We start from the raw sequence: 14,670 nt of genomic DNA, 5'->3' as shown, positions 1-14,670 counted from the left end.
CTCAGTCCTCCGTTTCGGGTGCGTCTCCGCCCGTCGGGTCGATGCAGCCGCACGACCCGCGCCGGACCAGCTGGACCGGCAGGACCTCGGTCCTCGCCTCGTCCGCGTCGACCTCGCCCCCGCCCAGTTGCTGCACGAGATGGCTCACCGCAGCCCGCGCCAGCAGGCGGAACGGCTGCTGGACCGTGGTCAGGCCCGGCGTCGAGTACATGGCCGCGGCCACACCGTCGAACGACGCGATCGCCAATTCGTCCGGACAGACCAGACCGAGCTCGGCGACGGCCCGCAGTACACCCATCGCCTGCTCGTCGCTGGCCGCGAAGATCGCGTCCGGCCGCTCGTCCGCGGCGAGCATCTTGCGGGCTGCGCTGTACCCGGCCTGCCGGCCGAACGGCGCATGCCACAGCGACATCGCATCCGGTTGTATGCCGCCGTCGGCCAGCGCCGAACGCCAGCCGGCGACTCGGTCCGTTGCGGGCATCACGTCCTGCGGTCCGGCCAGGCACGCGATCCGCCGCCGGCCGTGTTCGAGCAGATGCCGGGTCGCTGCGTACGCACCGCCACGGTTGTCGACGAGTACGGCCGGCGCTATCCCTTCCACGGCACGGTCGAGCGTCACCCACGGCGTCTTCGCGCGCTGCAGATCCTCCAGGCAGCCCAGCGGACCGTGGGCCGGGACCAGGAACAACCCGTCGACCTGACGGGCCAGGAAGGTCTGCACGTACGTCGTCTGCCGGTCGTCGTCCTCGGACGAGTTGCCGATCAGCAACGTGTACCCCTCGGCGAACGACTCCTCCTCGATCGCGCGGGCGAGTTCGGCGAAGAAGGGGTTGGCGTTGTCCGGGACGACCAGGCCCAGCGTCATCGTCCGGGCCATCCGCAGCGAGCGGGCGATCCCGTTCGGCCGGTAGCCGAGCTGCTCGATCGCGGCGAGCACCCGTTGCCGCGTCTCCTCCGCGACCCCGCGAGGTCCGCCGTTGAGCACGTAGCTCACGACCGAGGGCGACGTACCCGCCAACCGGGCCACGTCCGAGCGCCGCACCGTCACCGCGCCTCCGATCAACACGAGTTGCGTGGAATCGAGCGGCCAGCATGTCGTGCCGGTCACATCCCGAGCAACACGTGTTGATCCGTCGTGACCCAACCGTGATGAAGGTGATCTGTCAGCGGCTGCTGTGCGTCGGAGCGGGGTCGAGCGGCGGGTACGGCGAGTCCGGGAGGCCGAGGTTCCGCCAGACGAAGCGCGGGACGCGGGCCAGGAAGCCGCGGAGGAAGTCGGAGCTGTGGGCGATGACCCCATGGCTGTGGGTGCCTGGCGCGAACCACGCCCAGTCCTCGGTGATCCTGAACGACGCCGGTGGGTTGGCCATCAGGTACTCCATCTGGCGGGGGTGGATGACGTCGTACGCGAACTTGGTGTCCTGGGCGGTGACGGCGAACTTGTCGTTGAAGGCTTCGCTCTCGAAGCTGATGCCGTGGCCGAAGCCGCGCCGGGCGACCTGGATCCATGGCATCCGGGCCGGCAACTGGAAGCCGAGGATCGGCTCGCTGTGGTTCTCGACCACGGTCCGGGTGTGCGTGCGACCCTCGCTGTCGGTGGAGGTCTCGGTGCGAGTGGTCTTCCAGTGGTGCGTGAACGCGACGAACGGCGGACCGTCACCGTCGCGGCCCCGGATCACCTCACTGGTGCTGTGATCGTGGCCGGACCGAGTCACCGGGGTGCCCTGCAGCAGGCTGTCGTCGACGCCGATCCAGTACCACTCCGGGTGCTGGTAGAAGGTCAGCCGCGGCGGCTGCTCCGGCTGGATCCACTGGTCCAGCGGTGTGGCATCGATCGCGGCGGCGACGGTGGCCAGTTGCTCCAGCCAGGGAGCGAGCAGCTCGACGTCCTTGCGCGGCGGATCCAGAACGACCAGCTGGTCGGCGTCGATGCTGAGGTTCACACCCGGTTGGCCCGCCGCGAGCGCGGTCAGCCGCTCACACAGCTGCGGCGTCATCACCACTGCCGCGAACGCCGGGTTCAGTGCGCCGACCTGCCAGCCCTGCCCGAGGTGCGCAGGGGTCTGCATGACGGTCGCTTCGACGCCGGACCGCGGCTGCGTCTGACCGCCGGTGATCCACAGCTCCGGCAGCCGGCGAGACAACGTGACCATGCCGACCCAGCCCGACCAGTACTCCGAGTCGTACTCGATGACCTGGAACGCCCGGCCGGAGCTGGTGTGGCCGATGATCTGATCGTCCGGCTTGCGCCGGAAGCCCATCCCGAACGGCGGATTGCCGAGCCGGCCCACGGCATCGAACGTCGGACTGTTCACGAACGTCCAGCCGCGATCCCGCAACGACTTGATGTACCGCTGCCGCCGTACCAGCGCGATGATGCCCCAGATGATCGCGGCCGCACCGACGACCACGACGGACAGTACGACGATCCCTGACCCCGCCACGTCCACCTCCTTCAGCCCAGAACCCAACCACACGGCCGGGTCCAGCCGCAGGAACGTCTGACGCATCAGCCGCCCGAACCGCTCCGCCGCAACCGGCTCAGTTCGGCAAGGTGGCGGCCGGCTGGGTTAGGCCAGCAGCGGTAGGAGATGGAGGATCGGGGCGCCGAGGGTGCCGAGCCAGCCGGCAAGGGTTTGCAAGGGCTGGACCAGGGCCGCGCCCGCGGAGGCGAGTGAACCCGCGGACAGAAGCAGCCGGGTGAGTCTCTCCAGTGAGCTTGCGGCCTTGGGCCGATCGGGCTCGGGTTTCTGGATCTCGGTCTCGATCTCGCGCACCTCCGCCTCCGCGGCGGCCGAGGTCTGCTGCTCGAGCGGAGCAAGCCGGAGCCCGGCGCGCAGATCGATGACAGCCTGGCGGGCAGCCTCAGGCGTCACCAGTACGCCGTGCTGACCACCGGTGATGTGCTGGTCCCGGCCGACGTTGTTGATGTTGCCGGCCGACTGGTTGCCGATGTTGAAGGTCATCACGCATCCCTCTCAAGGGCCGCGGTACGGCCGTGGCGGCGGCAGTTCCCGGTCGACCCGCTTGCGCCGCGACGTCGCGACGATGTGCAGCACGATCCCGATGATGATCAGCAGGATGCCGAGGGTGTTGATCAGGCCACCCACCAGTGTCGTCAGGAAGCCGTCGCCGAAGTCGTCCGGCGGACCGGTCGAGTCCAGCGGCGTATCGATGATCAGCTTGAAGAAGCTGTAACCGCCGGCGTAGGCGATGCCCAGACCGGCCACGAACAGGACGACTCCCATCCAGACCATCCATCGCGCCCTGGTTCTCGTCGCCGCGATCTCACGGAAGAAGCTCTCCCGCTGCTGGATGACCTGCTGCGAGTAGTTGTACTGGTCCCGCCCGACGTTGTTGATCGACTCCGCCCGCTGGTCCCCGATGTCGTAGCGAACCGCCTGCTGCGGCGCCGGTGTCCGATCGCCCTCGTAGCGAAGCCGAAGGCCGGCGAAGGCCACCGTGTCACCGGCGGACAGCTGACGCGGAGCACCGATCGGTACGTCGTTCACGTACGTGCCACCGGACGACCCGAGGTCCTCGACGTAGTCCAGACCGCCCTGGCGCCACAGCGCAGCATGCGTACGGCTCACCTGGATGTCGTCGAAGCGCACGTCGCAACTCGGCAGCCGGCCGACCGTCAACCGGTTCCCGACCAGGCTGATCCGCCGCCCTTGGTCCGACCCCGCACTCTCCACGACCAGGTACGTCGCTCCAGCAGTCGAAGGCCCCAAGTCACCACCCCCGAATTCCAGGAAACCACCCCGAATTCAGGCAGGCAAGAGCCGACGGCGCCACGGTCAGTCTGGGACCACCGGAGTTTTTACGTCAAGACCCCGGAATTAATCTGGGCGGATTAATTCCGGGGTCTTGACAGAAAACAGCGGGACGGCCCAGAGTCCTCCGCATGGCCAAGGACACCGCCGGACCGCTTCGCCTGCTCCGGGAGACCCACGAGGATCGGGTGCTGACGGTGTTGCGTACCCAGGGCGCGATGACCCGTGCCCAGTTGGCGGAACGGACCGGCCTGTCCCGGGCGACCCTGTCGTCGATCGTCCAGGAGCTGCTGGCGGCCGACGCACTGACCGAGACCGCGATCGACGACAACACCAGTCGCGGTCGCGGCCGCCCAGTGACCCAGCTGACGGTGAACGCCTCCGGCGGACTCGCGCTCGGCATGGATCTCGGTCATCGCCTCATCCAGGTGACGATCGCGAACGTCGCGCACGAGGTCGTCGGCTCGGCCGGCACCGACTGTTCCGAACGTACGCCGTGGTCGAAGCGGCTCGAACTCGCCCTCGACCTGGTCGACACGCTTGCCGCCGACAACGGAATCTCGCTGTCCGCCCTCGCCGGTGTCGGCGTCGGCGTGGTCGGTCCGGTGTCGGAGACCGGCGGCCACCGCCAGCCGAGCCGAGCCACCCGCATTCATCTCGTCCGCGACGGCCTGACCGACCGTTTCGGCGTACCTGTGTACGTCGACAACAACACCCGGCTGGCCGCGCTCGGTGAGGCGATCTGGGGCGCCGGCGCAGGTCTGCAGAACGTCCTGTATCTGCGGCTCTCGTACGGCGTCGGCGGCGGCCTAGTCCTCGGTGGGCACTTGTTCTCCGGTGCCGGCGGCGCGGCCGGCGAGCTGGGCCACATCACCGTCGATCCCCGCGGACCGAAGTGCGCGTGTGGTGGCCGAGGCTGCCTCGAGCGCTACGTCTCGCTCGCCGCGATTCTCGAGCAGTGCGGGGTACGCCGTTTCGACGAGGTACTGCGCCGGCTGGCCGACGGCGATCGCGCGGTACGCGCGGTGATCTCGACGGCCGGCACCAGGATCGGTGAGGTCCTGGCGGCGGCCTGCAACACCGTCAACCCCGAGACAGTGGTCATCGGCGGCGAACTGGCTGCGGCCGGTGCGTCGCTGCTCGACCCGATCCGTGACGCCGTCCGCAAGCACACCCACAACCAGGTACGGCACGGGCTGCGGATCGCTCCGGCCGCCCTGGGCCACGACGACGCGGCGCGCGGCGGCATAGCCCTCGTACTCCGGCGCTCCGCACTCCTGGCCGGCTACCCGGCCGCCCCCGCCGATCCCGCCGAGGCTGCGGCCGCGCGGGACCGGATCCCCGACCTCGGCTGAGCCCTGCCCTGAGGAGGCACTCGCCATGAGCACCTCGACCACGCCCCGACCGTCCCGACGCCAACTGCTGCGCACCGCCGGTGGCCTCGCCCTCGGCCTTCCGCTGCTCAACGCCTGCACCGGCGGCGGCCAGAGCGCCCAGAACGCCGGTGCCGATCCAGCCGGCACCAGCGGCCCGATCACCGTCAACTGGTGGGACCAGTTCAGGCCGCTGACCGAGCTGTTCGAGAAGAAGCTGTTCGTCGAGTACCACCAGAAACACGACAACATCACGGTCAAGCGCCGTCAGCTCGATCCCGCCGACCTCGGTCAGGCGCTGCAACTCGCCCGGCGCAGCAAGCAGTTGCCCGACGTCCATTCGACGGCCGGCCTGAGCGGCAGCGTCGCGGCTCTGGTCACCAATGGCTGGTTCCACCCGATCGGCGACTTCGTTGATCTCGGCAACAGTCCGATGAAGGACTACCTGTACGACGGGATCCATCGCTTCGACGGGAAGGTGTACACGTTCCCGGTCTTCAGCGGCCGGTGGCACGACTCGACGACCTGGGTGAACAGTGCGCTGGCCAAGCAGGCCGGTCTGGATCCCGAGCAGTCGCCGGCGACTTGGGACGAGTACCGCGCCACGGTCCGCACGCTCGACCAGAAGACGCCCGACTCGGTGCACGGTCTGCTACTGCCGATGAAGGACACCGACTACCTGGGCGGGAAGCTGACCGCCTTCGCCCAGATGGCCGGCGCACCCGGTCAGACCGACTGGAAAACCGGCGAGATCGTCGTCGCGAGCGACCCGTTCATCCAGGCGATGGAGTTCCTGCTCGCGTTGAAGTCCGACGGCGTACTGCATCCCGCGTCCTCCTCCCTGGGTCCGCGAGACGCCCGGGCCCGCTGGGCCGCCGGTGAGGCCGCGCTGTTCGCGTGGGGCCCGTGGTTCATCGGCGGTCTCATGGTCGAGGAGTCTCCGGCCGTCGAGCGCGGCATCAGCGCCTGGCAGATCCCTGCGCCGTCGACGCAACGCGGCACCGTGTACGTCGCGCCCGCGCCCGGCTCGTTCTTCGTGTCGGACCAGGCCAAGAACCCGAAGGTCGCCGCCGACGTGCTGCTCCAGATGACCACGCCAGAGTTCGCCGCCCAGTTGGCCACCCGGATGGACCAGCCGCCGATCCTGCTCGACTCGGTGGACAAGGCCGATGTCCATCCGGCCTACAAGAAGAACGTCTCGTTCTTCCAGCAGGACGTGCGGATCGGGCCGGTGCCGGAGGTCCGGAACGGCGGTGTGGCGAAGGCCCTGGCCGAGATGCGCGACGTGCACCCGAGTCCCGGTGAGATCGTCCAGGCCGCGCTGACCGGCTCGACCAAGGACTACAAGGCCGCGCTCCACCAGTACGCCGACAAGGCCACGAAGGAACGCAAGCGCGCGATCGACGCGGCGAAGAAGAAGGGCGCCGAGGTCAGCGAGGACGACTGGGTCTTCGGCAACTGGCAGCCCGGTCAGGACTACACCCAGGCCAGCTACAAGTGACCCTCACCACGGAGGCACCAGCACGACGGAAGCCACCGGCGCCCGCGCCGAAACGGCGTACCGTCTGGCGGCGGATGCGGGACGACTGGTGGATCTACCTGTTCCTGTTGCCGACGGTGGTCGGGTACGGCCTCTACACGGTCTATCCGCTCGTCGCCAGCTGGTGGTACGCGTTCCTCGACTGGCCCGGGTTCGCCGACGTCGGTACGTTCATCGGCTTCGCGAACTTCGAGCTGCTGTGGGCCGACGATCTGTTCTGGAACTCCTTCCGCAATTCGCTCGTGTTCCTGGCGATCGCAGTGCCGCTGCGGGTCGGTCTGGCGCTGCTCCTCGCGATCGTGCTGAACCGGCGGAGTACGCCGTTCCGCGGACTCTTCCGGACCCTGCTGTTCCTGCCGGTCGTGACCACCGGCGCGATCGTCGGCGTCGTGTTCACGCTGATCCTGGACGCCGGCGGGCCGGTCAACCTGGCGCTGGTGAAGTCGGCGCTGGTGGACAGCCCGGTCGACTTCCTCGGCTCGTCCGGGCTGTCGCTGTACAGCGTGATCGGTGTCTGGGTGTGGAAGTGGCTCGGCATCACCCTGATCTACTGGCTGGCCGCGTTGCAGACGATCCCGAACGAGCTCTATGAAGCCGCGCGGATCGACGGCGCCGGCAACTGGAAGGAGTTCCGGTACGTCACCCTGCCGCTGCTGCTGCCGTTCCTGGTGGTGATCACGCTGATCGACATGGTCGGGGCGCTGAACGTCTTCGACCTGGTGATGACGCTGACCGGCGGCGGTCCGGCGTTCTCCTCGGAGGTGGTCGAGGTCTACATCTACCGGACCGCGTTCGGCGCCACCGTCCCGCAGCTCGGGTATGCCTCGGCCGCGGCTGTCCTGTTCGGGCTGCTGACGATGGCACTCGCGATCGCCCAGGCGCTGGGGATCCGGGCCGCTCGGCGGGCGATGGCATGATCGCGACCAGAAGTTCCCGCTGGCTCATCGGCACCGGGCTCGCGCTGCTCTGCGCCGTCTGGATCTACCCGTTCCTCTGGCTGGTCTCCGGCTCTCTCAAGACCAACCCGGAGATCTTCGGCAAGGGCCTGAACCTGTTGCCTGAGGCACCGGTCTGGGAGAACTACAGCCGGGCCTGGTCGGAGGTCGGGTTCTCGTCGTACATGCTCAACACCGTCCTGATCACCCTGGGCACGGTTGCCCTGGTCATCATGCGCAGCGCGCTGGCCGGCTATGTGCTCGGGCGGTACGACTTCGTCGGCAAGAAGGTCCTGATCGGCGTCTTCCTGGTCACCTTCTTCCTGCCGGAGGGCTACACGATCATCCCGGTCACGCAGCTGACCGATCAGCTCGGTCTGCTCAACTCGCACCTCGGTGTCGTCCTCGGACTCGGCGCGGGCGGTCACGCGGCCGCGACGCTGCTGTACGCCGGGTTCTTCCGGACCATCCCGAAGGACCTGGAGGAGTCGGCCCGGATGGACGGCGCCGGACCGCTCACGGTCTTCTTCCGGATCATGCTGCCGCTGGCCAAGCCGATCACGGTGAGCGTGTTCATCCTGCAGTTTCTCGCCGCCTGGAACGCCTACCTGCTGCCGCTGGTGTTCACGCTCAGCCATCCTGAGCTGCGCACGCTGGCGGTCGGCATGTCCGCGTTCGTCGGGGAGAACGACACGGACTGGGCCGGGATGGCCGCGGCCGCCGTACTGTCGCTGGCACCGGTCGTGGCCGTGTTCGTCGTACTGCAGCGGCAGTTCGTCGAGAGTTTGGCCGGCGCGGTGAAGCAATGATCCCTAGCTCTGGAGACCGAGTGCCGTCGAACATCCTGCTCCTGATGACCGACCAGCACCGCCTGGACACCCTCGGCTGCTACGGCAACCGGGTGTGCGAGACCCCCGCTCTGGACGGGCTCGCGGCCGCCGGCACGCTGTTCACCAACGGCTTCACCCCGACCGCGATCTGTACTCCGGCCCGGGCCACGCTGCAGACCGGCGTACTCCCCTACAAACACACGCTGCTGGCGAACTACGAGCGCAACGTCGGCTATCGCGAGGAGCTCGACGACACGTTCCCACCTTTCTCGTCCTTGCTCGGCGAAGCCGGCTATCAGCTCGGCCACGTCGGCAAGTGGCATGTCGGCAAGGTGAAGGGGCCGAAGGACTTCGGGTACGACGGCGAGCACTACGCCGGCTGGGGCAACGCGGTCCAGCACCCCGACTACCTGCGATATCTGGCCGAGAACGGCTATCCCCCTTTCGCGGTGCACTCCCCCGTCCGCGGCACCTTCGCGAACGGGGAGCCCGGCAACCTGCTCGCCGGCATCCTCGAGCAGCCGGTGGAAGCCACCTTCGAGTACTTCCTTGCCGAGCGCACCATCCAGCAGCTCCGCCGGTACGCCGAGGACGGACGGCCGTTCTACCTCGGCTGCAACTGGTTCGGGCCACACCTGCCCTATTTGTTGCCTGAGGCGTATTACCACCGCTACGACCCGGCTGATGTCGAGCTGCCGGTCTCGATCGCGGAGACCTTCGCCAACAAGCCCCGGGTGCAACAGCACTACTCCTCGCACTGGACGTTCGACAGCCTCGGGCCGGACACCTGGCGCGAGCTGATCGCGGCGTACTGGGGTTACGTGACGCTGATCGACGAACAGGTCGGCCGGATCCTCGCCGTACTCGACGAGCTCGGGCTGGGCGACGACACGGCCGTGTTCTTCACCGCCGACCACGGCGAGTTCACCGGGTCGCACCGGCTGCACGACAAGGGTCCGGCGATGTACGACGACATCTACCGGATCCCTTTGCTGGCAAGGATTCCGGGGAACCCACCCGCTCGGACCGAGGACGGATTCGCCACCCTCACCGACCTCACTCCGACCTTCCTCGAGCTCGCCGGACTCCCTGTCCCGGAGTACTACCAGGGCCGGTCGTTGCTGCCGCTGGTCGCGGGCGACCGCCCGGCTGACTGGCCGGATGCCGTGGTCGCGGAGTTCCACGGCCACCACTTCCCGTACCCGCAGCGGATGATCCGCACCGACCGCTACAAGCTGATCGTGAACCCCGCCGACGGCAACGAGCTCTACGACCTGGGGACCGACCCGCACGAGTTGCAGAACCGCTACGAGCACCCCGAGCTGGCCGGCGTACGGCGTGAGCTGATGGGCCGGCTGTACGCGACGCTGCGGGATCGCGGCGACAACTTCTACCACTGGATGACGTCGATGTTCGAAGTCGGCGCGAAGACCTACGACACCGCCCTCAGCGCCCTGGACGAGGAGAACCCGCACCCGTGACGACCACAGCGACCATCGACATCCGCACCGGCCGGCGCAGCACGATCGACCCGCTGATCTACGGCCACTTCCTGGAGTCGGCGTTCTTCGGCAACATCGACGGCGGCGTCTTCGACGAAGGCTCGCCCCTGGCGTACGACGATCCGGACGCGCGCAACGGACTGCGCCGCGACGTCGTCAAGCTGTGCCGCGAGCTCGGCCTTCCGGTGGTCCGCTGGCCGGGCGGCAACTTCACCTCGCCGTACCACTGGGAGGACGGGATCGGGCCGCGCGCCGAGCGGCCGCGAAGGCTCGAGCTCGCGTGGGGCGAGGAGGAGGACAACCATTTCGGCACCGACGAGTTCCTTGCCTGGTGCGCCGAGGTCGGCACCGAGCCGTATCTCGCGCACAGCTGCCGCGACGTCGACGACGCGGTCCGCTGGGTCGAGTACACCAACTACGCCGGCGATACGACGTACGCACGGAAGCGTGCCGCCAACGGCCACCCGGATCCGTACAAGGTCAAGTACTGGGGTCTCGGCAACGAGGTCTACGGCCGCTGGCAGATGGGACATCGCTCCGCCGAGGCCTATGCTGCCGACGCCACCGAGCACGCCCGCTTCATGCGCGCCGTCGACCCGTCGCTCAGGTTCGTCGGGGTCGGCCTCACCGACGACCGGCGAGGCTGGACCGACACCGTCCTGAAGGCGGTCGGGAACCAGATCGACTACCTGTCCTTCCACCTCTACGGCGCGACCACCCAGCTGGTCGACGGCGACACCGAGTACGACGCGATCGTCGCCCAGGCGCAGTACTTCGAGCAGCAGATCCAGACGTACGCCGATCTCGTCGCCGGCCTGGCCGCGCAGCACGGAATCGAACGGCCGCTGGGTCTCGCGCTGGACGAGTGGAACATCCGTCACGTCGAACCCGACACCTGGCCCGAGCCACAAGCCTCGGACGACGGCGGCACGATCGAGCGCGACGTCGACGGGCTCTCCACCGAGCGCTGTCGCCGGGTCAACCGGTGGAGCCCACGCACCCTGGCGGATGCGCTCTTCTACGCGGGTGTCTTCCACGCACTGCATCGCGCGAGTGGGCACGACGTACCCGTGACGATGGCGAACACGGTCAACCTGCTCAATGCCAACGGGGTCGTTGTCGCTCGACCGGGTGGCGCGGTGCGGGCCGCGACGTACCACGTATGGGACCTGTACCAGAACCACCTCGGTCCGGTCGCGTTGACCGCCGAGGTCCGGTCATCCGGGCGGCTGGCCGCCGTACGGCAAGGGGATGCACGCGACGCCGCCGGCGAGTTCCGCACGCGCAGCGGCACCGTGCCCGACCTCGACGTCTCGGCCACGCAGACCGAGGACGGCCGCTCGCTGCGGCTGGCCGTGATCAACCGCCACCGTACGGCGACCATCCGCGCCGACCTGAGGCTCGACGGCCGCGCCGAGGGCTTGCCGACGCGAGTCGCCGTCCGAGATCTCGGCGTGGACGTGGACGACGTACTGGCCTCGAACACCCTCAGCAGCCCCGACAACGTCGCCCTGAGAGATCGCGGCGTCCTCGACCTGACAGACGCCGGCTACGACTTCCCACCCCACAGCATCACCCTGCTCTCCTTCAACCTCATCTGAACCCGGAGGGCTGGGCACGCCGATCGCGAAGGTCCAGGAGGTTGATGTCACCTGAGGCTAGGCAGCGGCGGCTTCGAGGATGCACATGCGGGTGCCGGTGTCGATGACCTGCTTGAGGTGGAGGCCGGCGGCTGCGAACAGGGCGGCGTACTCCGCCTCAGTGCGTTCCCGTCCGCCGGGTAGGACGAGCATGTTGAGGTCTGAGAACGCGGACACCATCTCGTGGCCGGGCCGGTCCAGGACGAGCTCGACGACGAGGACGACGCCGCCGGGGTTGAGCGCCGCGGCGCACGTTCGGAGGATCTCCACGCAGCGGTCGTCCGGCCAGTCGTGCAGGATCGACTTGATCAGGTACGCGTCCGCCGGCGGGACCGCCTCGAAGAAACTGCCGGCCATCGCTGACCATCGCGATGCGACCGCTTGGGTTCGCGGCTCCTTCGCCACAACATGCGGCAGATCGAACACCACACCGTGCAGGTGCTCGTGCTGGTTCAGTACGGCGTCCAGCAGGATCCCCTGCCCTCCCCCGACGTCGACGACCTTGCTCACCCCGGAGAAGTCGTACGCCGACGCGACCGACTTCCCGACGTACCAGCTCAGCGCCGTCATGTTGTCGTTGAAGATCACGTTGTACTCGGGATGCTTCTGCCGGTGAACCCAGACATCGACACCCTGCAGATCCTCGAACGCGTTCTCACCCGTGCGCACGCTGTGAGCGAGGTGACCCCAGGCCGACCACAGCGCCGGGTCCTGCTGCATCCGGGCCAGCGGTCGCAACGTCCCCGGTACGTCGGACCGCAGCCGCTCACCCATCTCGGTATTGGAGTACGTCCCGTCCTGCTCGGCGTACACCCCGACGGCCACCAGTGCCCGCAGCAGCCGCCCCAGCGTTTCCTCGTCGGCCCGGACTACGGCCGCCAGCTCGGCAACCGTGCGCCGCTCCCCCGCCAATGCGTCGGACACTCCCAGCTCCGCCGCCACACTGAGCGCCGCAGCAACCCGGAAGCCCGTCACCATCTCCTGCAGATCATCCATACCGCTGATCATGCGCCTGTTTCGGATGAAGAGTCCCTGGTCGTGACGATCAGAGGCATGCCAGGGTGTTCAACCGGCGCGAGCAGGCGTCCACAACGGCAACGGTGGAGATCTGCGTCGTCACCAGACGTCGCCTGCGAAGGGGACACCCATGAGCACACCCGAACCGACTACGACGACAGGTCCTGGATCCGTGTCCTCGGCTCCGCACCTGCCGGAGGGCTTCACGGACACGTTCACCAGCCGGATCATCGATGCCGGCGGATTGCGCCAACATGCGGTCGTCGGGGGCACCGGTCCGCCACTGCTACTGGTCCACGGCTGGCCGGAGAATTGGTACGCCTGGCGTGAGGTGATGCCGGCACTGGCCCGGGACTTCACCGTGATCGCAGTCGACCAGCGCGGCATCGGGCTGACCGACAAGACCAGGGACGGCTACGACACGGCCACACTGGCCGCTGACCTGGCCGCGCTGATGGATGCGCTCGGACATGAACGGTTCGCAGTGGTCGGGCACGACACCGGAATGATCATCGGCTACGCGCTGGCCGCCGACTACCGCGACCGGGTCGAGTCCCTCGCCGTCGCCGAAGTGCCCGGACCACCCGGAGTGGTCGACTCTCCGCCCCTGTTCGTTCCCGACGTGATCAACGACAAGCTCTGGCACATCCCGTTCAACCGCGTCGACGACGACCTGATCGTCGACATGGTCAGCGGGAACGCGGACGCCTACTACTGCTACGAGTTCGCCATCCAGGGCGGCGGGACAACACCGCCCGAGCACGCCATCGAGTACTACGTCAGCCTGTACAACCGCGACAAGGACGTACTGCGCGCGAGCTTCGGGTTCTACCGCGCATGGCAGGCCACCATGGGACAGAACATGCAGCGCAAGGAGCACAAGCTGATGATCCCCGTGCTCGGGATCGGCGGCGAGAACAGTTGGGGTCCGCACGTCGCGGAGGGCATGGGGCCCGCCGCGAACGACGTACAGAGCGTGGTCATCCCCGGTTCCGGCCACTGGGTCGCCGAGCAGGCTCCCGAGCAACTGCTCGAGGCGCTGACAACATTCCTGGCCCCGTACCGCGACGCGGCGCGCGTCGCCGCGGTGTCGTAGGTCGTCATGTTCCAAGGTCAGCAGTTGCCCTCCTTCGGCGGGGCTACCGGGTGGCTCAACTCCGAGCCGCTCGGTCCCGCCGATCTGAAGGGCCACGTCGTTCTGGTCGACTTCTGGACGCTGACGTGCATCAATTGGCTCCGCACCGTGCCGTACGTGCGGGCCTGGTCTCAGGCGTACGCCGGCGACGGGCTGATCGTGATCGGAGTGCACACGCCGGAATTCGAGTTCGAGCACGAGACCGATCTGGTGCGGCAGGCGGTCAAGGAGCGAGGGCTCGACTACCCGGTTGCCCTCGACAACGACTACGGGGTCTGGAGCGCCTTCGACAACCACTACTGGCCGGCGCTGTACTTCGCTGACGATCGAGGGATGATCCGCGATCATCACTTCGGCGAAGGACGCTACGTCGAGTCGGAGCGCACCATCCAGCGGCTTCTCGGCATCGAGCGCGAACCGGTGGCGGTGGTCGGCACCGGCGTCGAGGCGCCGGCGGACTGGACCCAGCTGCGCACGCCGGAGACCTACCTCGGCTACGGGCGGGGCGGGCGGTTGCCGGGCGGCGCCGGACTCGACGACCGCCAGGAGTACCAGCTGCCGGAGCGCCTCGCCTTCAACAGTTGGGCCCTCGGTGGCCGGTGGACAGTTCGGCCCGAGTTCGTCGTACTGGACGAGCCCGGCGGGAGGATCGCCTTCCGGTTCCAGGCGCGAGACGCACATCTGGTGCTGGCTCCTGGCGCATCGGACGCGGTCCTGTTCCGCGTGCTGCTCGACGGCGAAGCGCCCGGCCGATCACACGGTGTCGACGTCGACGAGGACGGGAACGGCGTACTGCGCGAGGGCCGCATGTACCAGCTCGTGCGCCAGGACGACGCCGTCCTCGAGCGGACCGTGGAGATCAGGTTCGACGAAGCCGGCGTCGAGGCGTACGTGTTCACGTTCGGGTAGAGACGTGCCCCTG

The 14,670-nt window shown here is 68.2% G+C and carries 13 protein-coding genes; 8 read left to right on the top strand and 5 right to left on the bottom strand.

Annotated elements, in window-relative coordinates; all coding sequences use genetic code 11:
- Position 1 precedes the first annotated feature (1 nt).
- From OG817_RS11160 to OG817_RS11145, 4 genes are all read right to left on the bottom strand, one after another.
- On the bottom strand, positions 2-1,048 hold the full coding sequence (locus tag OG817_RS11160) for a LacI family DNA-binding transcriptional regulator (protein ID WP_406053794.1): 1,047 nt from the start codon (positions 1,046-1,048) through the stop codon (positions 2-4).
- Between the two features lie 115 nt (positions 1,049-1,163).
- A complete protein-coding gene (locus OG817_RS11155; protein ID WP_406053792.1) occupies positions 1,164-2,444 on the bottom strand; it encodes a hypothetical protein in 1,281 nt (426 codons plus the stop codon).
- 126 nt (positions 2,445-2,570) lie between these two features.
- Positions 2,571-2,966 carry a hypothetical protein gene (locus tag OG817_RS11150; protein WP_406053790.1) on the bottom strand — a complete coding sequence of 132 codons (396 nt, stop codon included), beginning with the start codon at positions 2,964-2,966 and terminating at the stop codon, positions 2,571-2,573.
- A gap of 12 nt (positions 2,967-2,978) precedes the next feature.
- Positions 2,979-3,734 (bottom strand): FHA domain-containing protein, encoded by a 756-nt coding sequence (locus OG817_RS11145; RefSeq protein ID WP_406053788.1) that lies wholly within the window; start codon positions 3,732-3,734, stop codon positions 2,979-2,981.
- Between the two features lie 173 nt (positions 3,735-3,907).
- Here OG817_RS11145 and OG817_RS11140 point away from each other — a divergent pair, with 173 nt between their 5' ends.
- The 6 genes from OG817_RS11140 to OG817_RS11115 all read left to right on the top strand — a co-directional run bounded on the left by OG817_RS11140 (position 3,908) and on the right by OG817_RS11115 (position 11,557).
- Positions 3,908-5,131 carry an ROK family protein gene (locus tag OG817_RS11140; RefSeq protein ID WP_406053786.1) on the top strand — a complete coding sequence of 408 codons (1,224 nt, stop codon included), beginning with the start codon at positions 3,908-3,910 and terminating at the stop codon, positions 5,129-5,131.
- 25 nt (positions 5,132-5,156) lie between these two features.
- Positions 5,157-6,650 (top strand): ABC transporter substrate-binding protein, encoded by a 1,494-nt coding sequence (locus OG817_RS11135; protein WP_406053784.1) that lies wholly within the window; start codon positions 5,157-5,159, stop codon positions 6,648-6,650.
- 74 nt (positions 6,651-6,724) lie between these two features.
- The gene (locus tag OG817_RS11130) at positions 6,725-7,606 is read left to right on the top strand and encodes a carbohydrate ABC transporter permease (RefSeq protein WP_396393468.1); all 882 of its coding nucleotides are present in this window, start codon (positions 6,725-6,727) and stop codon (positions 7,604-7,606) included.
- Positions 7,603-8,433: a carbohydrate ABC transporter permease gene (locus OG817_RS11125; protein WP_360447553.1), complete on the top strand. Its 831-nt coding sequence runs from the start codon at positions 7,603-7,605 to the stop codon at positions 8,431-8,433. The genes OG817_RS11130 and OG817_RS11125 overlap by 4 nt, the downstream gene beginning before the upstream one ends.
- Positions 8,430-9,935, top strand: coding sequence for a sulfatase-like hydrolase/transferase (locus OG817_RS11120; protein WP_406053781.1), 1,506 nt, complete (start codon positions 8,430-8,432; stop codon positions 9,933-9,935). The genes OG817_RS11125 and OG817_RS11120 overlap by 4 nt, the downstream gene beginning before the upstream one ends.
- Entirely contained in the window at positions 9,932-11,557 is a 1,626-nt protein-coding gene (locus tag OG817_RS11115) for an alpha-L-arabinofuranosidase C-terminal domain-containing protein (protein ID WP_406053779.1), read from the top strand. Before OG817_RS11120 ends, OG817_RS11115 begins: the two co-directional genes overlap by 4 nt.
- A 57-nt stretch (positions 11,558-11,614) precedes the next feature.
- Here the strand turns inward: OG817_RS11115 and OG817_RS11110 are convergent, their stop codons facing one another.
- Positions 11,615-12,592, bottom strand: coding sequence for a methyltransferase (locus OG817_RS11110; RefSeq protein ID WP_406053777.1), 978 nt, complete (start codon positions 12,590-12,592; stop codon positions 11,615-11,617).
- A 151-nt stretch (positions 12,593-12,743) separates the two neighbouring features.
- Here OG817_RS11110 and OG817_RS11105 point away from each other — a divergent pair, with 151 nt between their 5' ends.
- Together OG817_RS11105 and OG817_RS11100 are read left to right on the top strand one after the other, a co-directional pair.
- Positions 12,744-13,709 (top strand): alpha/beta fold hydrolase, encoded by a 966-nt coding sequence (locus OG817_RS11105; RefSeq protein ID WP_406053775.1) that lies wholly within the window; start codon positions 12,744-12,746, stop codon positions 13,707-13,709.
- Positions 13,710-13,715: 6 nt separating this feature from the next.
- Positions 13,716-14,657, top strand: a complete 942-nt coding sequence (locus OG817_RS11100) for a redoxin domain-containing protein (RefSeq protein ID WP_406053773.1) — start codon at positions 13,716-13,718, stop codon at positions 14,655-14,657.
- The last annotated feature ends 13 nt before the right edge of the window (positions 14,658-14,670 follow it).

Source organism: Kribbella sp. NBC_00889, assembly GCF_045207705.1.
GTDB lineage: Bacteria > Actinomycetota > Actinomycetes > Propionibacteriales > Kribbellaceae > Kribbella.
Note: the sequence above shows the minus strand (reverse complement) of the source record. Positions and strands in the feature narration are given on the sequence as shown.